The sequence below is a fragment of the Pseudarthrobacter sp. PvP004 genome, assembly GCF_017876035.1.
GTDB lineage: Bacteria > Actinomycetota > Actinomycetes > Actinomycetales > Micrococcaceae > Arthrobacter > Arthrobacter aurescens_A.
This window is the reverse complement of record NZ_JAGINL010000001.1, coordinates 134,174-159,183: the sequence shown is the minus strand read 5'-3', so window position 1 is coordinate 159,183 and position 25,010 is coordinate 134,174. Positions and strand designations below refer to the sequence as shown.

The following is a 25,010-nucleotide window of genomic DNA, read 5'->3' as shown; positions in this document are numbered from 1 at the left end:
GCCGTTGGGTGCGCAACTGCATCTTTGCTCGCGTTCCTGGGCGGCATGGCCCTCTTTTTCAGTAACACTTTCCATGTCCCGTGGACAGGATCTGCCCACCTCGTCCTGACGGGTTTCGTCGGCCCGCTCACGGCGAGCCTTGCCGCCGTCGTGCTTCTGCGACTGAACGGTCGCCTGCCCGCCGGCGTTGCCCGCTTCACGGCGGTAGGTGCGGTGCCGGCATGGGCTCTGGCTGTGACCGCCGCAGCGAGTTGGTCTGTGCGTTTTGACGAAGCTGACATGAATCAGGGCTTTAGCTGGTTCGGATCCTCGACGCTGCTGTTCATGATTCTGGGCTGGATTGCCGGGACCGCGTGCCTGGCAGTTCCGTTAGACTCCCTGCTGGCCAGCCGGCGGTCGCTTCCCATCCGCGTCACGCTAGCCGTTCTCCTGGCCGCACCTATGGCGCTTGCTCTCGGGGCACTCATGCTGATGCCACCCATGATGGGCACGTTGGGCGCCGTCGTGCTGCTTATTGTGGCCCTACGGCAGGGACGTTCGGCCGCAGCAGTAGCTGCGGCTCCAACGCACATGATCCGCCGTCAAGTGGTCGCACCCAGCCCTCGTGCTGTGGGCGGTGCGGCGCTGGCGTTGCTCGTAGTCGGGCTGGCGTGCGCCGTCTTTGCCGTCACGGGAAGTACGTGGGCGCCCATGGTCACTGACTCCACCCACGCCATGAACCTTGGACTGGCCTACGGTGCATTCGCAAGCATCCCCCTGCTAATACTTGCCGGGCGGGTGCTGGCACCACGGCTAGGGTCAACCACGCCGTGGGCCGTCCTTCTTGGATGCGCATCCATGGCGGTACAGGGGTTCGCGCAGTTCCTCGGGGCGGGCCACGCTTCGCAGTGGAATGCCATCCTTGTTGCAGCAACGCTCTTGGGTTTCGCCATCGCACTTCCGTTGGGACGCCTGGTGGTGGCCGGCCGCTTCGGCCGAATCGCCGTGGTCGCTTTGATGGGGCTTGCGGCATCCGTAGTCGGCCTCCAGTTGGTCGCGATGTCCGCTTTCCTCGCCCCGGTTGGCTCGGCCGTCCTCCTCATCTGGTCCCGGAAGGCCGGCAGCGTGCGGCAACCGCGGCTCAATTCCTGATGTGGAACTATCACTAAAAAAACATGCTGTTCATTCCGAAGTTGATGAATTTTACAACACAAATTAATGACAAGCACAAGCATCAACCCTTACCGCCGCATGCCGCTTATACTTCTCCAAAGAGTTTCAACACAGGAAGCAGTCGAAATGTTCAAATACAATGTCGGAGACAGGGATAGTCTTGGTGGATTCTTCACCACTTTTAATAGTTTGGCGATTCCCATCATCGGAGGTGACAACGCCAAACTTGAAAGTTGGCTCGGCTTTCATCCTGGACGGTTAGCAGACGGATTTACCGTGATGTTTCTTCAAGAAATGCCGGCTGTCGGCGATGTGGTGCTGGCCGGCACTACGCTGAATTCTGGGGGCAGGGTGGGCCCGCCCGCGTCGACCGAAGCAGAGGACCGGATGCGCCCATTCGTCTCTGCTGAGAGAAGAGCAGCCAGACACGCTGAGTTTGACCGATATAGGATCAGTCCCCAGGTGATTGCAAAGGGTAAAGCATGGTCAGATTTTGATGCACTCAGTAACGCCGTCGACCTGATCCAGTTGAGAGGTACGGATCGGGCTACGAAAATAGTTCCTGCGATCGATCATGACACGAAGATGCCACCCAATGAGCAATATCCAGTTGGTGGTGGGGTTACACAACTCGTTCTTACTCAGCCAGTTATATGGAAAGCTGCCGTCAATATCGCTGGCAATGGTGATTGGGAGCTGCCCGCTGGGTGGCCACCCGTAGATCGAGAGTTCCTTCAGAAAGACCCTTCGTTGATAAAGAGAAGAGTCCGAGTAGCTCTCGAAAATATGGCGTAGACAGAGGCTTTTCCTCCGACTTCGACGGCGCCGACACGACATCATGCGTTGGCGCTCCCGGACGTAACCCGTCGCCTTGCCCTGCTAGTGCCGCTACTTTGCCTATTCGACCTGGTAGACCCGCTTATATCCGTTTCGGTGCGTCAATTCCCGGCAGAGGGCGCTCGGCCGTTATGGTTGTGCCATTACCTGCCCGCCCAGAATAAGCGGGCATTATCACCGCACCTTGAACGAAACTTGGGGGACATGAAGCTCCGTATCCCTGCCCTCTTGGCAGTATTAGTGGTCGCACTCACCGGTTGTGGAGAAGGTGAGACGCAATCATCCTCGGCTGTAGCGTCAGCAAAATCATCACCCACGGCAACGCACCGGGCGATCGTCCCCAACCTCGTCGGGAAGACGTATTTGGAAGCTGAGTCCGAGCTGGAAAAGCTCGACTACCGAGCGCGCATCGTCGATTCCGAGGGGATTCCGTGGCAACGGGAGACTGTTCCGGATGAAGGCGTACTCACAATTTCCACCTCACCCGCTGCGGGCAGCTTCTCAGGCAATGAATACGTCGACGTCAGAGTCAACACCACGGAAAAGGACTTCCTTGCAGGCGCGAAGGCGAGGACAGCGGCCGCTGAAGTCGCTGACGCCGAGGCAAAAATTGCCACACGCTACACGTACACGTGCGGTGGAGTGGGCCGAAGCCGCGAATACAAGACGTTCAAGGATGTTTGGGTTGGCATCAATTACAAAGACGGGGGGACCGCATGCACCATAAAGATTCTCGGGATCTCACCATCGAGCAAGACCGATCTGTTGCCAACCGAACTTAAACTCGTGGACACTGTTGCGGCCAAAGGGGTGACCATCCTGAACCCGGGCTCCACGCTCGAAAGGATCATGAACCTTTGCGCAAAGCTCGACAGCGCCTACACCAACCAAGCAACCACTGTAGAGAGGCAGGCTGAAGCCGAGGTGGCCCTAACCATCTGCCCCGATGCCCCGCACGCGCCAGCCCTGCGCAGCACAGTCAGCAACCCCAGGATCGTCGACGGAACCTGGACCGTCGGCCAGACCATGGAGCCCGGAACCTGGAAAACAAATCCTGGCGTCAAAGGGTGCTATTGGTCCCGCAACTCCGGTGGAGGCGACATCATTGCTAACGACTTCGTCGATTTCGCTCCCGACGGCGTAACGGTGCTAGTTTCAGCCGGGGAAGGCTTCAAATCCAGTAATTGCGGAACTTGGTCGAAGCTGGGCTAGCCCCCGATCCGGGCCAGAGCAGTAAATTTAGAGCTAGAGGTACGGCGATGTCTCTGGCTTTGGTTATTGCCCTGGTCCTTATGGGCTTAATTTCCGTGGCCGCTGCGATAAGCACAGTGGTTTTGGTGATCCGCGACGGCCGAGGCCAAATCCCGCTGGAACCATCCGTCCGCCCGTGGGTTGCAGGACACCTTCCGAGTCGCCCCTACTCCACACTCCCCCGTATTTAACTAGGGCATGCGGTAAAGGAAAGCCGCCATCGCGTCGCGGTTGATGGGCGTGATTGGCTTGTAGACCCGGCTTCCATCCGTGTCAATCCAGCCCGACGAGATTTCCATCTCTGACATCCATGCCATTTCATAAGAGAACTGCTGGCCCGGGACCACGTCCTTGAAGGGCATCAGGTCCATGTTGTCTATCTGAGGCGATCCAGACAAGCGGTAAAGGAACGCAGCCATGGCATCGCGGTTAATCGGCGTTAGAGGCCTGTAGGTCCGAGACCCATCGCTTTCCGTCCAGCCGGAGGAAATCTTCTGGTCTGCCAGCCACGCCATTTCCTTATAGAACTGCTGGGTGGTCAGGACATCCTTGAACGGCGAGTTGGCCGGCGGGGTGTACGCCGGCGAACCCGACAGGCGATACAGGAATGCAGCCATGGCATCACGGTTGATGGGCGTCAACGGCCTGTAGGTGAGCGTTTTGTCCGCCTCTACCCAACCTGTGGATATGCGCTTATCCGCCAGCCACGCCATTTCCCTGTAGAACTGCTGGGTGGTCAGCACGTCCTTGAACGGTGACTCAGTGGGCGGCACGAAGTCCGGGCCCTTGGCGCTGAACCGTTCCGTCCAGGCTGTGGCACCCGGAAGCAGCACGTAGCCGTCCTTGGCAACCGCCGTGACCGTGACCCGCCCGGTGGCCGGATGATTCCCGGAGGCAACCGTCCCGCCGTCGACAACGTAGTTAATGCCGACCACGTCAGGAATGACGTAAGTGTCGTCTTCCGTGTACGGAGCGTCCGTAAAGACCACAGGCTCCGGAGTCACTGCCTTGTCCGCAGCCACCACCAGGCCAGTAGGCTTACTGACCAGTGACTGCGGCTGGTAGCCAGGCTTTGAGCCGGAAACCCTGAGGGTGATCGCCTTGCCCAGGTCCGATTCAGTGGCTGTGTGCGTCTGGCCGGTAGCGCCCTGAATGGGTGCTCCGTCGCGTAGCCACTCCACAGCGAGCTCCACCGGTGCGGGCGCCCATGCGCCCGTGTCTGCCGTCAGCACGCCCCCGACATATGGGGTGCCCTCGATGACGGGCTCATCAACCGTCAGTTTCCCTATCGCCACGGGCTGGGTCGGCGCCGAGGTCACCGAAACGTTGGGTTGCTTTGCCTTCTTGCCCGTCACCGTCACCGTGATGGTGGTACCCAGGTCTTCGGGTCCCAGGACGTACTGCGTACCGGTGAAATTGGTGGCAACGTCATTTCGATTCCACCGCTGTTCGGTGACGACGTAACCAGCTGGCCCCCATGTTCCGGGCGACATGGTCAGAGTTCCGCCGACTGCCGCCTCGCCAGAAATCGTTGGCGTGCCCGGGACCATCGGGGCTGCGTCCGCTGCCACGTTGTCAAGGGCCGCCCCGGCGTCCACCAAGCCTCCGCCGCATCCGCCCGGGCAATCGCTCACAGGCCGCGCCGTTGCCTTCAACTTCTGTTCCACCTCGTCAGGAGTCAAAGCGGGCAGCGTGGAGTACATCATCGCTGCCACCGCAGCTACATGCGGGGCAGACATTGAGGTTCCCTGCTTGAAGAAGTAATCGTTTGAGTGCTGCGTGGACACCACACCATTGAGTGCCTGACCGAACATGTCTCCCCCGGGCGCAACGACGTCAACGTTTACCCCGAAGTTGGAGTACCAGGCTTTGCTTCCATTGCGTGTGCTGGCACCAACAACGAGGACACTCTTGCAGTTTGCCGGCTGGACCTCCGAGACGTTGATCCTCTCGTTGCCCGCTGAGATGACAACAGACACTCCCTTGCTCCGGGCGAAGTCGAAAGCGTCCTGATAAAGAGAGGTGCACTGTCCGCGGCCACCAAGGCTGATGTTGATGGCCCGTGCAGGATTAGCGTTGGTGGGTACGCCGGGAACGGCTCCGCCTGCGGCCCAGATGACGGCGTCGGCAACGTCTGACGAATATCCACCACACACGCCCAGAGCCCGGATGGGGACTACCTTGGCCTTTGGAGCCACGCCGGCTACGCCTATTCCGTTCCCGGCCACTGCGGAGATGATCCCAGCGGTGTGCGTACCGTGCCAGGAGTCGCCCGCCGCAGGCGTGCCCGCGCCACATTGGCCGTAACTGTTGGCATCGCCTTCATCGCGAGGGTTTGGATCCCGCCCGTCCCCGTCCTTAGCCATCGCCGGGAAACTCAACATGTCATAGCCCGGCAAGATGTTCGCGTTCAGGTCCGAGTGGCTAATGATCCCCGAGTCGATGACGGCAACTACTGATCCTTCACCTTGGCTGACGTCCCACGCCTTGAGTACATTCATGCCGCCGGTCTGCGGGATGTGCGGCCATTGAAGGTTGTAGAACTTGTCATCCGGCGCCACTGCGAAAGGGCGCATGATGGCGTCCGGCTCGGCATACTCCATGTTCGGGTCCGAGGCCAGGGCTGCGACCAGTACCGCACTCTCGTCTGCGTCAAGCCTCCTGCTGGTCTTGAGGACCTCCTGGCCGGTGGCACTTGTCCGCAGCACCGTGACCGCCACGCCCAAAGCGTTACTGGCACGGCCCAGCGCGGATTGACGGTCCAGAGACTGAATCCCGGCGCGTTCCTTGAACTTCACTATGAACTGGTCGGTGGGAATTGGTTCAGACCCAGCAGACATCGCCAGAGGTGCAGCACCGGGTAGCTGAGCGTCATCAGCGACGGCGGGAATCGCTGGCATGGACGCACCCACCATTGCGATAATGCCGGCAAACACCAGACGGGAGCGCACACTTGCTCTTGGCTGGTTTTTCACTACGATCGCCCTCTGCTCAAACGCCCCCAGAGAGCGCGGAAATAGGGCCGCGAGTCAACGGCCAGCACGAGTTTAGCCAACAAGTAGAATTTTCCGCGAATCACCTGGGAACTGCCGTTGGAGTGTGGCGGAAGGCGTTCGGCTGACTCCATGCAGTTCCCTTATGATCACCTCGGGCCCGATGTGTCGAGGCCCTTCAATCGCACGGAAAATGGGGACCCATGAGGGCAAAATCGCGAGGCCGTATCAGGCTCGCTCTAATACTGGTGGCAAGCATTCTTCTGGCCACACTGCCCGGCGGGTTCGCACCCCCCGCTTTCGCGGCAGCCACCGGGAGCATCTCAGGAACAGTCACGGTCCCGGCAGGTGTGGACGTGAATAACATCCTTGTAACCGCCGGTGGACCAACCTACCGAACCATTCAAGTGAATCCCAGCGGGCAGTTCACGATTGTAGGGCTCCAAGCCGGTGAATACAGCGTGTATTTCTACGAGGATGCAAGCCCTAGACACGTATACAGCACGTACTACGGCTCTGCCGTCTATGCGGAATCGACGCCGGTTGTCGTCGCCGCGGGTACGGCCGTTACGAGTATCGACCAGCAAATGTTCACGGGTGCGCGTATTCAAGGCAAAGTCTCGGTTCCCGCTGGAACCAAGGCTTCTGACATGTACGTGGGTGTTAGCTCAGACTCGTATCACGAGGGCGTGGCTGTTTCTCCGGACGGTTCCTACGATGTGGGCCCGTTGACCCCCGGCGACTACACGCTGAACTTCAGCACGTCGGTTCAACCGATCCCGGTGCTTCAGGCCTACTACCCAGGAGTTAAGGACCACGAGCAAGCGCAGAAGATCTCCGTGGCCCAAGGAGACATCGTCACAGGGATCAACCAAATTCTGCAGCCGGCCGCGATAATCTCCGGTCGCCTCGCACTCCCCGCTGATGCAGTACCTTTTTCCATATTCGCGGAGGCGAAGTCGAGCTATGATCTCCAAGTAGTTTCCGCGGTGTACGTTGAAAACGGGGTCTACAGCATAGGCGGACTTGAGGCCGGAACATACAAACTGTTCTTCCATGCCAGCGATATCAAGATTGCCTCCATGTGGCACGGCGGGCTGCCCACTGCAGCGGCGTCGCCCACCATCACAGTGGCCGCAGGCGAACGTCTAACCGGTCCGACGGACACGGCAGTTCCGGCAGCCACGATCACAGGTTCCCATGCTTCCGGGGCATCCAACACGGACGTTCAGGTCGTCACGGCCGATGGGACCATTGTCCAGGGCGGTTTCTCCACAGGGCCCCAAACGTTTATGGTGGCCAACCTTTTCCCGGGAACCTACAAAGTCCAGTTCAACCGCTCCAGCGGCTTTGCTACTGCTCAGGAAGGGCAGTATTACAACAATCTTCCAGAGAGCTCCGGCTTGGGAAGCGCGACGTCGGTGACAGTAGCGGGAGGGCAGACCCTCAACAACATCAACCCAACGTCACGGGTGGGTGGAACCCTCTCGGGCAAGATCCTCGGGCCCGGCGGCGCCCCGCTGACCAACACACCGGTCCGTGTGTACACGAAAGACGGCACACTGGTGACCCGTAAAGCCAACACCCAGGGGGACGGAACCTTCCAAGTCACCGGCCTGAGCACAGGCAACTACTTCGTTTCGGCTGCACCTGAAGGTGGCACTGGCCCAATCTTCTCCGGCAATGTGCTCTCCGAAACCAACGCCAGGTCTGTTTCCACAACACCAGGCCGGAACACCGACGTCGGGACGCTCAGCTACGCAACTGCCACCCAAGGCACTCAAGCATTCGATGACGTCCCGCTGAACGCACAATTCGAGAAGGAAATCCTCTGGTTGGCCAGCAAGGGAATCTCCACTGGCTGGGAAGCGAACGGAACCAGGACCTACAAACCCTTAAGCCCCGTAAATCGCGACGCCATGGCTGCCTTCATGTACCGGCTTTCAGGGAAACCTGACTTCGCCGCGCCCGGCGCTTCCCCGTTCAAGGACCTACCAGTTGGAGCACAGTTCTACAAGGAGATCACTTGGCTCGCTGACAAGGGCATCTCTACAGGTTGGGACGAGGCGGACAAGACCAAGACCTACCGGCCACTACAGCCCGTGAACCGTGATGCCATGGCTGCCTTCATGTACCGCTTGGCGGGCGAGCCGGACTTTACGGCACCAGAGGTTTCGCCATTTGTTGACGTGCCGGTGGGTGCGAAGTTCTATAAGGAAATCACGTGGCTCGCAGCTCAAGGCATCTCCACAGGTTGGGCCGAAGCAGGCAACACCAAATCCTTCAAACCATTGCTGCCCGTAAACCGAGACGCAATGGCAGCGTTCATGTTCCGATACAACACCAAATTCGGCAGCAGCTGACCGTTATCACTTTTAGGGAAACTATGCCCCCGCCACGGTCATAAGGTCACCTCATTGTCCGTTTCCGCGGGTAGCATCCCAGAGAATGCGCTGCTCAGAGCGCACAAAATCGAATATGGGGAACCCAGATGCCCAAGGCACTTTCGTGGTTGGCGATTCTTTCGCTGACCGCGTCGGCGGCTGTCTTCACGCCGCAAACCGCGATGGCCTCAGAGACGGCCAGCGTTTCAACTCTCTTCTCGTCATTGACTGTCACCTCTGAAACGAACACCGGCTACGACCGCGAGCTCTTTCAGCATTGGATAGATGCCGACAGCGACGGCTGCGACACACGCTCGGAGGTGCTGCAGCAGGAGTCGCTGACGCCTGTGACCTTCGGCTCGGGCTGCACCGTAGCCACGGGCCAGTGGAACTCCTGGTACGACGGCGGCACCTGGACAAACGCGTCCGACGTCGACATAGACCATCTGGTCCCACTCGCCGAAGCCTGGGGTTCCGGCGCTAGCGCCTGGACCGCTGAACAGCGGCGCAACTACGCCAACGACCTCACGTTGGACGTAGCCCTGGAGGCCGTGACGGACAACGTCAACCAGTCCAAGAGCGACCGCGATCCCGCCGAGTGGATGCCTCCCCTGACCGGAACCGCGTGCGAATACATCACGGACTGGGTGCTGGTGAAGTACCGCTGGCAGTTGGCCGTTGATCCGGCTGAATCCGCGGCGATTTCGTCCACGCTGCAGGGTGGCTGCGGGACCAGCTTGGTCCCCGTACCAACCATCGCTGTTGAACCCACCCCCGTTGATCCGGGCCCCATCACCTTCAGCGACGTCAATGGATCAACGCAATTCAACGTGGAAATCTCCTGGCTTGCTTCGCAGGGCATCTCCACCGGTTGGGTGGAATCGGACGGTAGCCGGACTTATCGGCCGCTGAACGCCGTGAATCGCGATGCCATGGCCGCTTTCCTGTATCGCCTCGCCGGCAAGCCGGCCTTCACTCCCCCGGCAACATCCCCCTTCGCCGACATCACCCCATCAAGCCAGTTCTATAAGGAAATCACCTGGCTGGCAGCAAGCGGCATCTCCACGGGGTGGACGGAGCAGGACGGTACCAAGACCTACCGTCCGCTCAGCGCAGTCAATCGTGACGCCATGGCTGCCTTCCTCTACCGGTTCGGCGGCAATCCCGCCTTCTCGGCACCGGGCACCTCGCCGTTCGTGGACGTCCAGGTTGGAAGCCAGTTCTACCAACAGATCACCTGGCTGGCATCCAAGGGCATCTCCACAGGTTGGGACATCGGCTACGGCTGCCGCGCTTACAACCCGGTCCAGCCAGTGGCACGTGATGCCATGGCCGCGTTCATGTACCGGTTCGTCAATGGCGGCACCGGCGGGATCACGGGCAGCAACTGTTCGCCTCCCCCGCCACCTGTGACGCCGCAGCCCCCGGTTACGCCTCCGCCGCCAGTAACACCGCAGCCACCGGCAAATCCGGGTAACACCAAGAACTGCACGGACTTTGCCACCTGGCGTCAGGCCCAGGACTGGTTCAACTACTACTTCCCGTGGTACGGCGACGTGGCAGGTCTTGACAGCGACGGCGACCGCATCGCCTGCGAGACCCGCCCGGGTCACCCGTAGCGGAAGGACGACGGCGGGTCCGGCTCATTATGAGCCGGACCCGCTTTTCGTGTTCAGGTCAAGTAGCCGGTTTGGCCTGAAGTGAACTCATCATGTTTTGCAATTGCAAGTGCTCCCTTGACGCGGTGTAGGCCTTCGCCTCGGTCAGCGTTCCGAAATATCGGTAGGCGCCGAAGATTATCGGACGGGTTGAGTCGCTGGCTGACGTGGTCTGAATGCCGGCCCAGGTTGTGAAGTGAAAGGGATCCTCCTCAGCCTGCGTTGCGGGCTTGCCCGCAACCCCAGTAATCAGCCGGACATTGTCCCTCCAGCGGTTGGCCTGCTGAAGATCCTTGCGGGTTGTGAGGTCCATCGCCTTGGTCTGAACAGAATACGACGTACCGTTCAGTGATCCTTGCCCAGGGGCTTCCGCAAGGTATGAAACCGCCACATCACCGCAAACCCCCGTGCATGGATCAACCGATAGAACCGGCAAGACTGCGAGCGAGGCGACCTCCACTCCTGCCTCATCTGAGATGACGAAGGGTCCGCCTTGGAGCTTTTTCGCCGCCCCGGAGTCTGTCACTGTCCACGCAGCCGGGTAGTCGAAGGAGAAAGCCACATCCCATGCAACGCCGCTGTAGGTGGCACTGGGCACGCTAGGTTTGGTGGTGGCGCTCTTAGGTTCCGTGGTTGCTGTTGTGCTCGGAGCAACCAATGCTGCCTTCGTGGATTCCTGAGCTGAGGGAGCCGGCCCTAGTGTACATGATGTCAAAAGAGCTGCGACAGCCAAGCAAATACCCCCGACCTTGGCGCCGCCCGACCCCCGCACAACTGATCGTTTACTCACAGCGCCTCCTCCGAAGTCACCCACTGCTTCAGATTATGGCCCCGGCACCACTGCTTCAGGGCAGGACACGACGACTTGGGCTGCGTGACAGACGGCTGCGACGCCTTAGCGGGCCTTGTCCGCGATTCGATAAAGAAACGCCGCCATTGCATCACGCGTGATCAAAGTCAGGGGACGATATGTCCGCTGCCCGGTGTTTTCCGTCCAACCCGTCGAAATGCCGCGTGCGGACAGCCAGGCCATCTCCTTGTAGAACTGTTGTTGCGGGGCTACGTCCTGAAAAGGGGACACGGCCGGCGGAGTGTAGGCCGGATAGCCTGATGCCCGGTAAAGGAACGCAGCCATCGCGTCACGGGAAATAGGTAGGCCTGGCCGGAAGCTGCTGCTGCCGTCCTGATTCTCCCATCCGGTTGAAATGCCGGACATGGCAAGCCACGCAATCTCCTTGTAGAACGGGTGGCTGGTCGGAACGTCCACATAGGCGGAAGTCTGAGGTGGTGTCCATGGAGGTGAGCCGGCCATCCGGTAGATAAACGCAGCCATTGCCTCACGGCTGACCGACGTGAGCGGTCGATACGTGGAAGATCCGTCGTTCTCCTTCCAGCCCGCCGAGATACTCTTTGCGGAAAGCCATGTCATTTCTTTGTAAAATTGCTGGTCGGTTTTGATGTCCTGAAACGGGGAAGCAGCGGGCGCAGTGAATGCATTGGCGGCATCGACATAGGCGAAATACTCATCCACTGTGGTGAAGACCGTTGACGGAGCAGAACTGGTGAATTCGTAACCAACCACCTGCATCCTGAGGCTTCCATGCAAACCGGGGGCCACCCCTACCCCCAAAGCGTAAGCGGACTCGGGCGATGCCCCTTTCATGGAGTCACCGTTGTACTCAATCCAGGCTTTAACGGCCTCGGACTCTTGACCGCTCATGCAGGCATACGACAAGTAGCCTGCCCAGCGGAGGCCCGGCAAATCATCCGTTGTGTCAGCAGGCCGGATCCCCAGACGCTGCCAATCATTTGTCCATCCCTGTGACTGATCCGTCCCGGCAAGCGTCAGCACAGCCGGGCTCAGACCATTTGCTTTGCGGTACTTGTTGATGCCATCAAACATTGCCCTAACTGATGGGCGGTTCGAGTAAAGCAGGTTCAGATCTGTAACGGCATTAGCAGTGGAAGAAGCGCTCGCTTGCGTTGGCGCGTGGAGCACGCCGAGTAAAAGCCCGAAACTCAGAACGACGACGGCTGCCAGAGCCCGCCTGGTTACCCCGCGGCTGTGACGGAAAACTGTTTTCATGAAATCCCCATTTTTACAAAGCACGGCAACGGAGCCGCAACAAATTTAATATATCGGAAGGAAGCATGCTTACGAGTATTCTTGCTTTGACGGCCGCTAACTGACCGTATTGGACGTAAACGCATCTTGGGGGAATCAATGTACTCACGGACGTCTGCCGTGAATGGGCCTACGCGCCAAAAATCTGCTGCACTCGCCGTCGTAGCCGTCGGGGTGTCACTAATCCTGGGGGCATGCACTGTTCCTGCCTCTAGCGGGACTCCTTCTCCGTCCACCAATGTGCTGGACCGGAGCACTACAAGCGCCGCTGCGATATGGGAAGTAGCCCTCAGCCCTATCGCCCAACCAGAAGTGACCGACGGCGTCGCGCTGGTCTACGCAAAGACTGCCAGCGGTGTGACTGCCCACGCCGTCTCCGTCACTGACGGGAAGGAATTATGGACCCAAGCGGTTCATCCCGGCATTGGAGCCCCCGGCGTTAGTCTGTCTCCTGCCGTAACCAAGACCTCCACAGGCGAAAGCGTCGCAGTGTTCTTGCAGGAGTCCGCTGCCCCAATCACTAGCGGCGGCACGTCGTGGTGGACCGCTCCGGTGGCCGTCGACTTGAAAAGCGGCAAAGAGCTTTACCGGGGAGACCCGCAGCTGGTGGAGTCCCGTCCGGCCGCCTGCGACGATGAGAAGGACATGTGCTTCACGTCGTTGAACGCCCAAACCCGCCTGACAACACAGCACAGAGTTGACTTGAGTACGGGCGCGGATTCGACGGGTCCGGAGGTGAATCCCCTTACCGGCAATTTCAGATTGGTGGGCGACGGACTTTATTCCGTGGTGGAAGGCGGCAAAGAACGGCTCGCCAGAGTATCCGCCGGCAACAAGCTTTGGGAGGCTGACGTTGAGTCCCTCTTCGGACCAGGAGCAACTACCAACCTCGGATGGTCTTTTGAATACTCCAAAAAACTAGACCTCTACATCGGTTCTGTAGGCATCAATCCCACCACGGAAACTGACTACGTCAGACTCATGGAACAAACCTTTACTGTAGACCTGACCAAGCATAAGACTGTAGGTTTCCGTGCCTCTACCGGGGAGAAACTTTGGACAGTTGAGGGTTCCGAAAAATGGTGTTCCAGCGGTGTGGGAAAGACCGAAACCAAGCTTATGGATGGCAATGCGTTCCCCGTTCGCTGCGAATACAACCAAGGAACCATGGCTGTGCCAGGCGGAACTTACCAAAATGCTGAAGGCAAGCTCGTGGGCTATGACCCGGTCTCAGGCGAGGCAAAGTGGCAGACCACATCCACGCCCATCAAGGCAGCAGCAGATTTGTTGGTTCCTTCACCGAGCCGGGGAGACGTGGTGCTGACCGGCGGCCCTGATGGCATGACCATGGTGGACACCCTCAGCGGAGCGAGCCGGGCGGCGACGAGCGATGACGTGTTCCTTTGCTCGGAAGCGGCCAAGTACCCTCTGCCAGCCGACGCACCTTTCCCCGTTCAACCCGAAGGAAACCTGGGGACCGGGGGGTCAATGCTGTTTCCCTGCGATAGGAATGCAAAGGCCGTCCCAGCGCTGACCACGGGCACACTCCGCGACATCCCCACGGCGGACGACGGCGTTGCCGTCCTCGCCCAGGAGGGCGTCCTCTCCGGGTTCAAGCTTCCGTGACTCAAGCCGCGTAGCGGAAACGGACGCAGGGCATGCCCGGGCTGACCCGCAACCTTGCCGGCTGCTGGAAATTCACATCCGCCGAACTGATGGACTTATTTACTAAAAAGCCTTTATGATCACCGCACCAGCAGATTTACACATCCCGTGAAAAGACGCTGATTCCAACCCACCGCAATAGCTCAGTATTGCAACTAAAGCAACACATAAATTTCCGTTCGCACCCAGGTCCATCACCAGTGAGGCAATTGGTGACGGGCACATGACGTTTTATGAGAGAGCGCCCCTTGAGCAGATCGCCTGACCCCACCATGCCCATACCCCCTGCGCGGTATCAAAAAAGGCAACGCTTTTCCCGATCCAGCCGTACCGTTATGGTTGGTTTTTTCTGTGCTTCGTTGGTCCTCACGGGCCAGACAGCAGCTACCGCCGCTGGTGAAACCGAAAAGGCCGTTACTTTCACCGATGTACCCGCAGGCATGATGTTTGCCAAAGAAATGTCGTGGCTGGCAAATGAGGGAATCTCCACCGGCTGGTCCGATGGAACATACCGCCCCCTCACTGCCATCAACCGTGACGCCATGGCGGCATTCCTCTACCGGCTTGCAGGCAGCCCTGAGTTCACGGCTCCCGGCACCTCTCCGTTCCAAGACGTCAGTCCGGGCCAGCAGCATTACAAGGAAATGGCTTGGCTGCATCAGCAACAAATCTCCACTGGCTGGGACGTGGGAAACGGCAAACGGGAGTACCGGCCCACATCCGCGATTAACCGGGATGCGATGGCGGCCTTCCTCTATCGCTTTGAAAATAAGCCTGATTTCCAAGCGCCAACAACGCCTCCGTTCTCTGACATCAGCAGCACCACTCAGTTCTACACTGAGATTTCCTGGCTCCATGCGAAGGGAATCGCCACGGGTTGGGACAACGGAGACGGTACTGCTTCCTACCGTCCCCTTTCGCCCATCAATCGTGATGCCATGGCGGCCTATCTTTACCGTTTGTCTTTGCCACCAGCCGAGGACGGCGTGGTCACTTCGCCGGATACGCTCATCATTGACAGCGCCACGTTGGCACAGAAGTACGTTCAGGGCGATACCACCATCACTTTCAACTCCGCAGGAGCGGGTGCCCCGGATATCGATCCCGGAAACGTACTTGTATCCGGATTCTCAGAATTCACCCCTGACGGGATGCTGGTTCGGGTCCAGCAGGTGACTAATGCCCCCGACGGCAAACAAACAGCCGTTGTTCAGCAGGCCACTCTGCCTGACGCCATCTACGACACCAACGGCCTGGTGACGCCAACCACCACCATCGTTAAGCAGGAGTTCCTTCCCGCCGACGGCGTCGAAGTGATCGACAACGCCCAGGCATCCGCTGCTCCTTTCAACCGCAATGGCGGGCGAATCCCGGCAGATGAACTGGCCACAGCCAGTGATGTGTCCCTGCCCATTTTCGAAAAGACCTTCAAGTTCTCCGACACCCTGAGTAAATCCGTAACCGGTACAGCGTGGAAGACGGTGGATGTAGAGGGCACCGGCACGCTGGCACTCAGCAGCGAATTCGGCGTCAGTTCCGATGTCAACGCGGAAGTAGATATCCACTGGGCCTCACTTAAGCAGGCTAAGTTCACACTGGACACGGGCTTGTCCGCTGAAACGACAGCCAGGGCAACGGGTACTTTGACCGGAACGGCCGAGAAGAACCTGGGAACCGTCAACACCTGGGCTCACGTCCAAGTGGGACCTGTACCTGTGGAAATCCAGTTCATTTCCTCCATTGATCTCAAGGCCAAGAGCGAATGGACGGCAGATACGTTCGTCACGGCGGCTGCGTCTGCGACCACCACGGTTGGTATGTCCTATAAGGACGGCAACTTCCAGCCTGTAGCTGAGTACGGCGGCAACGCTGAGGCAACGTTCCAAGGACCGCAGTTGACCAGCGAGTCTTCTGTAACCATCGGCCCCACACTGACTGCCAAGTTGTACGGAATTGCGGGCCTCACGGGTGGCTTCGACGCTTATGCAAAGTATGCCACCGGTCCTGAAACGTGCGCCCACGAGGTGGGACTGGCAGGGCGGATAGGCGTGATTGCCGGCGTAGAGGTCTTTGGCATGAAGCTGACAGACGAGTGGAAGAAGGAACTCACCAAGAACCTTGTCCTATGGCAAGGCGACCTCTGCAAGCCCGTCACCCCGCCTGTGGACGACGTCACCGAGGAAGTCTTTGGCGACGGCATCGCCGTACAGGAAGACGGCGGAGCCGGAGACTCATCCCAGTGGGGCCGGGCCACTGACTACGGCCCCGGTGGAGCTGCGTGGATCCTGTCAACAGGCAACATGCAGAACTCTGTGGGAACACCTGGACAGGAGGCATCCAGCGATTTGGGAACCCCTGGTAACACCACATTGTCCGAATTCATTGGAGGTCTGCCCACGTTCGATGCAGCCTCGTATTGGGCAAAAGTTGTTCCGTCCGGTGACACCCTCCACGTTCGGTATTTCTTCGCCAGCGAAGAATACCCGGAGTATGTAGGCAGCAATTACAACGACGTCATGGGCGTTTTTGTCAACGGCACCAACTGCGCTTTGGTACCGGGGACACAAACCCCGATCAGCGTAAACAACGTCAACGATCACACGAACCAAAACTATTACCTCGACAACACCGCCGGAGCAAGCGGATTCAACACCGCCATGGACGGAATGACCACCGCCCTCACGTGCTCCGTTCCTGTGCAACCAGGCGTCCCTGTCACCGTGGAAATTGCTGTTGCGGACACCAGCGACGGCATCCTCGACAGCGCAGTTGCGCTGCTCGACGGAGGTATCTGGTCTGACTAGCGCTTAGAGCAGAAACAGGGCCCTCCGTCATAATGGCGGAGGGCCCTGTTTTTATAGTCAGCGCAGTGTTTTAGGTCAACGCAGTGAAATTCGACGACGGCGGTCGGTGCCGCCGCGAAGGTCCCGGTTCAGCCTGCGGTCGCCGTGGTAGAGGATGGATTCCCAATCCACTTCTTCGGCAGTCTTGGGAACCACCAACGACTCAGGTTTCGCCTTGGGCTTGGGCTTGGGTGCGACATAAAGCCAGTTGACCGCTCCCAAGACAACATCCACCACGGAGTTCCACAGGCCGATGTACGCCTGGATGCACATCATGGCCAACACCGCATTCAGTGAGGCGAAGGCGACGTTGCCCCAATTGCCCTGCTGGGCGTCTCTCCAAACCGTCAGCACAGAGAACGCGACGATGGCGTAGGGAATCAGGACGTAGATGGCGGGGGCAGCTGTCCGATCCTTGACCTTGGGGGTTCGGACAAAGGGAATCTTGTCGCCTGTGAGGCCCTGCTGGAGCGACTTCAAAACGCCGGCGAGGTTGACCGGCAGCAGGATGAGGTTAAAGCCGTAGATGCGGAAGATGTCGCTGAAGCGGTGCCCGCAGTCGCGAAGGTCGGAGCCCATGCACAGGAAGTACGGCAGTGCTGCAATGAAGACTGCGGGGCTAAGGAGCCTGCTGTCATAGGGGTATGCCAGCAGGAAGAGCAGCCCGAAGCTGGCCCAAGTAATTGACGCCATGTAGTTCACACGCAGGAGAACCTCGCGGAAGAGTATCCGCTGCCGTTGACTTCGCCGCTGCGAGAGTTGGTTCCAGAGCTTGGGCAGGATCAGCAGACCGCCGTTTGCCCAGCGTCGACGCTGCACCACCAGTGAGCCGAAGTCGGGTGGTGTGGCGCTGTAACTCAAACGCTCCGGATAATTGACCAGGGTCCATCCGTGGGTGCCGAGGTCAATGCTGGATTCGGTGTCCTCGATGACCGTTCGGTCCTGGATATAGGTGCGAATTTCGAATCCGCCCACCGTCTCAACTTCAACGATGTCCTCCAGGGCGCATTTGCGGATAATCGCATTGGCGCCCACCCAGAACGTGGCTCCGTAGAATGTCATGCCTTGATGAAGAATGTGCTGAATGTCCGTGGTGGCACCGGCGATCCTCTCAATACGGGTCGGAGCACCACGGAACGAAGAATAGGGCGTTTGGGTCACGGCCACGCGCTCGTTACCTGCAGATTCCAGGAAATACACCAACCGCAGGCAATAGTCCCGCAGCAAGAGGGAATCGGCGTCCAAAGTCAGCAAATAGGTACTGTCCGGGACCAGCAGATCGTCATCACGCGGAACCAAGGACGGACGAAGAACAACACTTCCAGCGGTTTCTTCCCGCCTCCACCGCTTGCCCATCAGCGAAATGTAAGCGTTGAGGTTCATGGCTTTGTTGGCCTCGTGGGAAAGGCTCGCGTACCGCTTACGCTCAAAAGTTTCAGTTCGAACGTTGAAAATCCACGTGAGCCTCAGATAGAGCTGTTCCATCCGCTCCGGGTTGGGGGCCGTGTTTTGAGCCTTTGCGGCTTCCAGCGCCAACAACACCAAGCGAAGTTCACGCGCCAATCCCATGATCACCAAGTCCACGAAGAACTCGTCCACATGGTCTTCCACGTTTTCGGCCTCAGCCATCGCCTCCAGCCACTCCACTGCTGCCTCATACTCCGTGATCAGGAGTTGGAGTTCATCGGCTTTGTCCGCACCCGGTGCATGCGCAGCAAGGGGCGAAGCGTGTCTCTCCCGGAAGGTAGCAAGGGCCTCGTTGGCGCGTGCTGCCGGAGCCGACAACGCAGCTGAGATCTGACCCGCCAGCGCCCGGGTCTGTTCAAGGCGGTGAATCTTTTCCGGCTCGGTAGGGTGTGGCGGATCGTCCAGCAGCAATACCACGCGCAGATCCGGGAACTCCTGAAGGGCGGCTGACCACAGCGTTCCCCTGACCACCTGGGGTTCTTCGGCGTAGGACGGCACCAATACCGTCACTGCCTCTTTGTAGTTGGCGAAGTGATTATCGAGTTCCCCACGAGGTACCCTGCGGTGTTCCTTGAACCGGTACAGTGCCCCTTGCCGTGCCATGAGATACATCAGGGCAGAGAACGTCAGGAACGTGACAACAATCAGGTAAGAGATCGACTCAAATCCGAATCGGAAACCCGGGTTCGGATTATTAACAAACTGCCTGATGATGGTGGAGACCACGTAATAAAGCCAAGCCCCCACCGTCACAAGTATGGCAAGCCTGCCGAGCACGATCTTTCGTGAAGTGGGGGTTGGGTGAACAATGGCCAACGGCTCAGACCGCCGCTCCGACCCCCATTGCCGCTTTCGCCCCGCGTTTTCCATACGCTCAGCGGGAAGCTCCTTGGAATCCCGCGCAACATCGGATAAATCAACCAACTGGTCCGTCATAATTCCCCATCAGACTGTGAACCGCGACTTCCGGCTCGATAGCCGGTTGAACGTCCGACTTCTGTAACAAAAGCATCGCCGATTGCCCTTATAGTAATCGATAACAGCAGCCTTACGATTCCGGTGTGGTCTACGGAAATTGATGGAACGATTCTTGGCCTCATCCAATGGCTTGGCGTCTGCTCGCTGTAAATTCAGGTCTCAATCTTGGGGGAACCATGTCGAAACACTTTCCTGGACGAAAGCTGTCCTGGATTCGGCTCTCCGTGCTGCTGGCCGTCATAGCGGCAGTTGTAGGGGCCGGCGTCGTTTCCTGGCGTAACTACACCGATACCCGTGCCGCGGCAGCGTCACCATCGTCCTTCGCGGGATACGTTGATGTGACGGCAACACCGCGTTACGCATTCGAGCAACCGGTCAGCGACAACACAAAATCAGTGGTTTTATCGTTCATCGTGGCGGACGCGAAGGATGGATGCACGCCGTCCTGGGGCACCTTCTACAGCCTGGACGCAGCGGCCTCGGACCTTGATCTGGACCGGCGTATCGCCCGGCTCCGCCAAACCGGCGGCGATATCGCCGTCTCCTTCGGGGGGCTATCCAACCAGGAACTCGCCACTGCATGCACCGACGACGGCCGGCTCCAGCAGGCCTACTCAACCGTGGTTGACCGATACGACCTCAACACCATTGACCTGGACATTGAGGGCACGGCGCTGACGGACAAGGCAGCCATCGCACGGCAAGCCAAAGCCATCACTGCAGTACAGAAAGACAGGCAGGCCGAGGGCAAGAGCCTATCCGTGTGGCTGACGTTACCCGTGGCTCCGTCGGGGCTGACCGCGGACGGGACAGCCGCCGTCGAGCAGATGCTGTCCGGCGGAGTGGAACTGGCCGGTGTGAACATCATGACCATGGACTACGGCGAAAGCCGAGTGCCAGGACAGTCCATGCTGCAAGCCTCAATAGCGGCAGCCGAAGCAACCCACGCCCAGTTGGGTGACGTCTACTCGGCAGCCCAGCAGAACCTTGGTGCGCAGACCCTATGGCGCAAGATTGGCCTGACCCCCATGATCGGCCAAAACGACATCGTGGCTGACGTGTTCACTCTGTCCGACGCCCAAGGTTTGCACGACTTCGCACAGGGCAAAGGCATCGGGCGGATGTCCATGTGGTCCTTGAACCGGGATGCCGAATGCGGGCCCAACTATCCCACCCTGACCGTGGTGTCCGACGCTTGCAGCGGTGTGCCGCAGGGTGCCGCACGTTTCTCCGACGTGCTGGGCGCAGACATTGACTCCAAAGCAACTGCCTCCCCCAGCCCGGTGCTGCCGACAGGCACAACCACTGCCACCGCCGTAGTGGACGACCCCGCCACCAGCCCTTACCCGGTCTGGTCTCCCGTGGCCACGTACGTTCAAGCGGACAGGATCGTTTGGCAGGGGAACGTCTACGAGGCCAAGTGGTGGACCAAGGATGATGTGCCCAACGACCCCATCCCGGACCGGGCCGCGGCACCATGGAAGCTGATCGGCCCCGTCCTGCCCGGCGACCGGCCCAAGCCGCAAATCACAGTTCCAGCCGGAACGTACCCGGCGTGGTCATCCAGCACCGTCTACAACAAGGGCGACCGGGTAATGCTGGACCAGCACGTCTTCGAGGCCAAGTGGTGGGTTCAAACTCAGAGCCCGGAAGCCGCGTTGCAGGGCTCCACAGATTCGGCGTGGATGAAACTCTCCAACGAGGAACTGACAAAGGTGCTGGCTGGCGGGCAGTAACGCGAACATGGGCGGGGTCCAGGCGGGCCTCGCCCGTGCTCAATGCATGAAGCCGCTGCCGTCCCAGTCCCGGTCGTACTTACCGCAGCGTGTGCAGCGCCTGTACCGGCCGCTGCCATCCTCCGCGGATTCCACGTGCCAGCGGTGGTGGAGGTTCAATTTGCACATGATCGCCTGGAGCATGGCATTCTCCGTTCGAAGCACGCTGCCCCGCGAGACGACGCGTTACATACGTGTGGTTAAGTTTAGGCCGTGGCTCTTTCCGGCGGGTAGTGGAGCTGTATTCTCTTTCTGAGCCACCACTTGATGGCCTTTTCAGGTTTGGAACTACGCCCTGCAGGTGCTGAACCATTGATGTTCCTGGGGGAACCATGAATCGATCCCGATCCGCGCGGCTCTTTGGCCGTCTGAAGTCAGTGAGATTCGGGGTCACGGCCGTCGGTGCCGCGGTATTGCTGTCAGCGTGCACCATGATTCCTTTTCCGCCGGCACCCATTGCAACTACGCCACCTGCAAGCACGGCTCCAGCAGCGCGAAATACAGAAACCGCGACGGCGGCATGGGAAGTTGCGCTCGATCCCATCGGTCAGCCTGTGGTGGCCGACGGCGTCGCCCTGGTTTACGCGAAGACTGCAACCGGTGTGAATGCCCATGCGTTCTCAGTTGCGGATGGCAAACAGTTGTGGACCCAGCCCGTTCACCCGGGACTCGAAGCAGTCGGCGTTCCCCTTGAACCTGCTGTCACCAGAACCGCCGGAGGAAGGAGCGCGGCGATCTTCCTGCAGGCAGCAGCTCCCCCCGCGGATGATGGCGGCGTCGCGTGGTGGACTTCCCCCGTGGCCTTCGACCTGCGAACCGGCAAGGAACTTTACCGCGGAAGGGAAGAACTGGTCAGCACGCGCCCCTTTGCCTGCGACAACCTCCAGGAAATGTGCTTTATCGCCTACGACGAGACCTCCCAGTCTGTAGAACATTGGGTGGACCTTGAATCCGGTGAGGACCTGGCCGGTCCCGAGATTAATCCGCTTCCCGGCAATTTTCGGCCCGTCGGCAAGCAACTGTACTCGGTGGTGGCTGACGGCATTGAAACGCTTGCCCACGTCTCTTTCGGCGAGGTCCTGTGGGAAGTAGAGATAGAAACCGTTTTTGGGAAGGGCGCCACCACCGACATGGGCTGGCACTTCAACTACTCCGAAAAACTGGATCTTTATGTTGGCTCCGTTGGCATCAACCCTACGAACTTCTCTCCCGACAAATTTACGGAACAAAGCTTCTCGCTGAACCTGCGTGAAACTACCAAAACCGTTGGACTCCGGGCTTCCAGCGGGCGGGTTTTGTGGACGGCTGAGGGCACGCAGCTTGAGTGCGCCAAAACCCTGGGCACTGCCGCTTCCAAACTGGGCGGCGGGGATGGATATCCCGTCCGGTGCGAGTACGTAGACGGTCACATCGAATTTCCCGCCGGCACATACCGGGGCAGCCACTCGAAAGTGGTGGGGTACGATCCCCTCACCGGAAAGGCCGCATGGGAATCCAAGCCAGTGGAAGTACACAGTTGGGAAACCACCGGCCTCATACCGTCAGCAAGCCATGGCGACTTCGTGATTACGGGCCACTACGCGGACTCAACCCTGGTGGACACCCGCACCGGGAAATTCCGTGGGGCAAGCTTCCAAGACGGTTTTGTCTGCTGGGAGGAAACCACGTACACCATGCCGCTGAATGGGCCCAACAAGGATCAGCCGGGTGGTGGGATCGCAGCCGGCTCGCGTACGGCCTTTCCGTGCCTCAAGAGCGGCAGCCCTGCTCCATCACTGACCTATGGTGCCCTGACCGACGTGAGCACTGTGGACAGTGACATGGCGGTCATCTCCTTGAAAGGAAAAGTGGCCGGATACAAGCTCCTCAAGGAATTCGTCTAGCCCTTGAAAACGGGCGCCCGCTTCTCTTGGAACGCCCGGAAGCCTTCGGCGTAGTCGTCGGTCTTGCACAGCCGTGCCTGCTCCGTGTTCTCCTCCGCCATGGAAGCCCAGAGGCCCAGGCGCTGGTCACGGATGTGGGCCACGAGTTCCTTCGACGCGTTGAACGCCGATGTCGCCCCAAGAGCAACTCGTTGCACGATCTCCCGGGTCACGGGCAGCAATGAATCTGCCGGCATTGCGCGGCTGAACATCCCCTGCTCCACGGCTTCCGCGCCGGAGATAAGGTCCGCGGTGTAGATCAGATCCAGTGTGCGATGCATGCCCAGGCGCTCCGTGAAGTACCAATGCCCGCCCGAGTCCAGCGTGGCACCGAGCTTGGCAAAGGGTGAGCCGAACTTGGCGTTGTCCGCCACGTACACAACGTCCGTGGCGAGCAGCAGTCCCAGCCCAACCCCCAGGCAAGCACCGTGAGCAGCGGCAAACGTCGGCGCCGGGAACGCGGCCATCTTCTTCAGCAGTGGCTCCACGAGTCCGCCGAGGTACGCCTGGGCGTCGTCGGTCTCCGGTGTCACTCCTGAGATGTCGCGGCCGGCACAGAAGGCGCGGCCCTCTCCGCGAAGCAGCAGCGCCCGCACCTCACCGCGTGTGGCGGCGGCAGCAGCGTCGTCGTACGCTTTGTCCAGTTGGGCAAGCGCGTCCTCGTTGAGCGAGTTCAGCTTGTCCGGGTAGTTGAGGACGATTTCGGCAATACCGTTGGCAATGGAGAGCTCGATCATGGGGACTCCTTAGACGTCGAAGTCGACGGTAACTTCTTCGCTGGTGGGGTGGGACTGGCAGGTGAGGACGTAGCCCTTGTCCAGCTCGTCCTGTTCAAGGGCGTAGTTCTCATCCATGGTCACCGTACCGGTGATCAGCTTGGCGCGGCAGGTGCCGCAGACACCGCCGGCGCACGCGAACGGAACGTCGGGGCGGACACGCAGCGCGGCGTTGAGGATGGATTCGCGGGCGTGCGTGGGGCTGGCGACATCGCCGGTCAGGCCATCGAGCTTGAAGGTGATCTTGTACGTGTCCTGCGACTCGTCCTCCACAACCGGGCGGCCGGCGTTGCCCTCGGGGCGGTCCGGGCGGCCAGTGGTGAACAATTCGAAGCGCACGTGCTCGGGCTCCACGCCGCGGGAGGCGAGGGTGTCACGGCACAGTTGGACCAGTTCGAACGGCCCGCATAGGAACCACTCGTCCACGTCCTCGGCACGGATGGCGCTGCTAAGAAGCGTCTGCAGCTTCTCGGAATCGATGCGGCCGGTCATCAGCGGTGCGATGCGCTGCTCGCGGGACAACACGTGATGCAGCGCCAGGCGCGACGGGTACTTGTCCTTCAGGTCCGCCAGCTCCTCCAGGAACATGACATCCATGGCAGCTTTGTTGGCGTAAACGAGGTCGAACGTGGTTTCCGGGTTGGCTGCCAGGAGCGTCCGCGCGATCGCGATCACCGGCGTGATGCCCGAACCGGCGGCAATGGCCACGAAGCTGCCAGGCTCCCCGGCCAGCTCCTCCGGGTGGTTCATGGAGTTCATGACGTTGTGCTGGACCGAGGCGCCGTCCTTGCCGTGCCTCGAAATGAACGCACCCTGCGGGCTCATGACGTCCAGGACGTCGCCGGCCTTGAGTTCGGCGTTAGCCCACGTAGAGAAAACGCCGCCCAGGTCCTTCTTGATGGCCACGCGAATTTCGCTGCTGCCGTCCTCAAAGCTGCGCGGCTCTGCGCAAATCGAGTAACTGCGGCGGACCTCGTGCGGCTCGCCGCTCTCATCCGGCAGCGTGGTGCGCAATGCAACGTACTGGCCGGGCAGGTAGTCGTACTGCCCCGCCAGCTCGGCGGGAACCCCGAACGTGACCTCAATGGCATCGTCAGTAAGGCGCCGGACTTCCGAGACGGTCAGGTTGTGGAAAGACGCACGACGGCGGCTGGCCGTCTGGGTTTCGGTGGTCATGGAATTCC

The 25,010-nt window shown here is 59.8% G+C and carries 15 protein-coding genes; 9 read left to right on the top strand and 6 right to left on the bottom strand.

The features are described from left to right. The first annotated feature begins 45 nt into the window (after positions 1-45). The 3 genes from J3A64_RS00680 (at position 46) to J3A64_RS00670 (ending at position 3,201) form a co-directional block, all read left to right on the top strand. Positions 46-1,131, top strand: a complete 1,086-nt coding sequence (locus J3A64_RS00680) for a hypothetical protein (protein ID WP_286176108.1) — start codon at positions 46-48, stop codon at positions 1,129-1,131. A gap of 147 nt (positions 1,132-1,278) precedes the next feature. Continuing rightward, the gene (locus J3A64_RS00675) at positions 1,279-1,947 is read left to right on the top strand and encodes a hypothetical protein (protein WP_043806278.1); all 669 of its coding nucleotides are present in this window, start codon (positions 1,279-1,281) and stop codon (positions 1,945-1,947) included. Positions 1,948-2,193: 246 nt separating this feature from the next. Beyond that, a complete protein-coding gene (locus tag J3A64_RS00670) occupies positions 2,194-3,201 on the top strand; it encodes a PASTA domain-containing protein (protein ID WP_210063411.1) in 1,008 nt (335 codons plus the stop codon). Positions 3,202-3,431: 230 nt separating this feature from the next. Here J3A64_RS00670 and J3A64_RS00665 read toward each other — a convergent pair whose 3' ends face one another. Next, the gene (locus tag J3A64_RS00665) at positions 3,432-6,140 is read right to left on the bottom strand and encodes a S8 family serine peptidase (protein ID WP_210066030.1); all 2,709 of its coding nucleotides are present in this window, start codon (positions 6,138-6,140) and stop codon (positions 3,432-3,434) included. A gap of 296 nt (positions 6,141-6,436) precedes the next feature. Between J3A64_RS00665 and J3A64_RS00660 the strand changes: the two genes are divergently transcribed. Together J3A64_RS00660 and J3A64_RS00655 are read left to right on the top strand one after the other, a co-directional pair. Further along, the gene (locus J3A64_RS00660) at positions 6,437-8,596 is read left to right on the top strand and encodes an S-layer homology domain-containing protein (protein ID WP_210063410.1); all 2,160 of its coding nucleotides are present in this window, start codon (positions 6,437-6,439) and stop codon (positions 8,594-8,596) included. 128 nt (positions 8,597-8,724) lie between these two features. Beyond that, the gene (locus tag J3A64_RS00655; protein WP_210063409.1) at positions 8,725-10,236 is read left to right on the top strand and encodes a DUF1524 domain-containing protein; all 1,512 of its coding nucleotides are present in this window, start codon (positions 8,725-8,727) and stop codon (positions 10,234-10,236) included. Positions 10,237-10,294: 58 nt separating this feature from the next. On the opposite strand, the gene J3A64_RS00650 is transcribed toward J3A64_RS00655, so the two are convergent. Together J3A64_RS00650 and J3A64_RS00645 are read right to left on the bottom strand one after the other, a co-directional pair. Beyond that, positions 10,295-10,873: a hypothetical protein gene (locus J3A64_RS00650; protein WP_286176107.1), complete on the bottom strand. Its 579-nt coding sequence runs from the start codon at positions 10,871-10,873 to the stop codon at positions 10,295-10,297. A gap of 297 nt (positions 10,874-11,170) precedes the next feature. Further along, positions 11,171-12,361 (bottom strand): S-layer homology domain-containing protein, encoded by a 1,191-nt coding sequence (locus tag J3A64_RS00645; RefSeq protein WP_210063407.1) that lies wholly within the window; start codon positions 12,359-12,361, stop codon positions 11,171-11,173. Between the two features lie 159 nt (positions 12,362-12,520). On the opposite strand from J3A64_RS00645, the gene J3A64_RS00640 reads away from it, so the two are divergent. Continuing rightward, positions 12,521-14,026 (top strand): PQQ-binding-like beta-propeller repeat protein, encoded by a 1,506-nt coding sequence (locus J3A64_RS00640; protein ID WP_307807153.1) that lies wholly within the window; start codon positions 12,521-12,523, stop codon positions 14,024-14,026. A gap of 374 nt (positions 14,027-14,400) precedes the next feature. Beyond that, on the top strand, positions 14,401-16,869 hold the full coding sequence (locus J3A64_RS00635; RefSeq protein ID WP_286176106.1) for a choice-of-anchor L domain-containing protein: 2,469 nt from the start codon (positions 14,401-14,403) through the stop codon (positions 16,867-16,869). 75 nt (positions 16,870-16,944) lie between these two features. Here J3A64_RS00635 and J3A64_RS00630 read toward each other — a convergent pair whose 3' ends face one another. Further along, on the bottom strand, positions 16,945-19,245 hold the full coding sequence (locus J3A64_RS00630; protein ID WP_210066029.1) for a glycosyltransferase family 2 protein: 2,301 nt from the start codon (positions 19,243-19,245) through the stop codon (positions 16,945-16,947). 284 nt (positions 19,246-19,529) lie between these two features. Here J3A64_RS00630 and J3A64_RS00625 point away from each other — a divergent pair, with 284 nt between their 5' ends. Both J3A64_RS00625 and J3A64_RS00620 read left to right on the top strand, forming a co-directional pair. Then, positions 19,530-21,089, top strand: a complete 1,560-nt coding sequence (locus J3A64_RS00625; RefSeq protein ID WP_011775843.1) for a chitinase — start codon at positions 19,530-19,532, stop codon at positions 21,087-21,089. A 470-nt stretch (positions 21,090-21,559) separates the two neighbouring features. Next, complete coding sequence (locus J3A64_RS00620; RefSeq protein ID WP_286176105.1) at positions 21,560-23,011, top strand: PQQ-binding-like beta-propeller repeat protein; 1,452 nt, start codon at positions 21,560-21,562, stop codon at positions 23,009-23,011. On the opposite strand, the gene J3A64_RS00615 is transcribed toward J3A64_RS00620, so the two are convergent. Together J3A64_RS00615 and paaE are read right to left on the bottom strand one after the other, a co-directional pair. Beyond that, on the bottom strand, positions 23,008-23,787 hold the full coding sequence (locus tag J3A64_RS00615) for an enoyl-CoA hydratase/isomerase family protein (protein WP_210063403.1): 780 nt from the start codon (positions 23,785-23,787) through the stop codon (positions 23,008-23,010). The two genes, J3A64_RS00620 and J3A64_RS00615, sit on opposite strands and share 4 nt — an antisense overlap. A 9-nt stretch (positions 23,788-23,796) precedes the next feature. Continuing rightward, positions 23,797-25,002, bottom strand: a complete 1,206-nt coding sequence (gene paaE, locus J3A64_RS00610; RefSeq protein WP_210063402.1) for a 1,2-phenylacetyl-CoA epoxidase subunit PaaE — start codon at positions 25,000-25,002, stop codon at positions 23,797-23,799. Between the last annotated feature and the right edge of the window lie 8 nt (positions 25,003-25,010).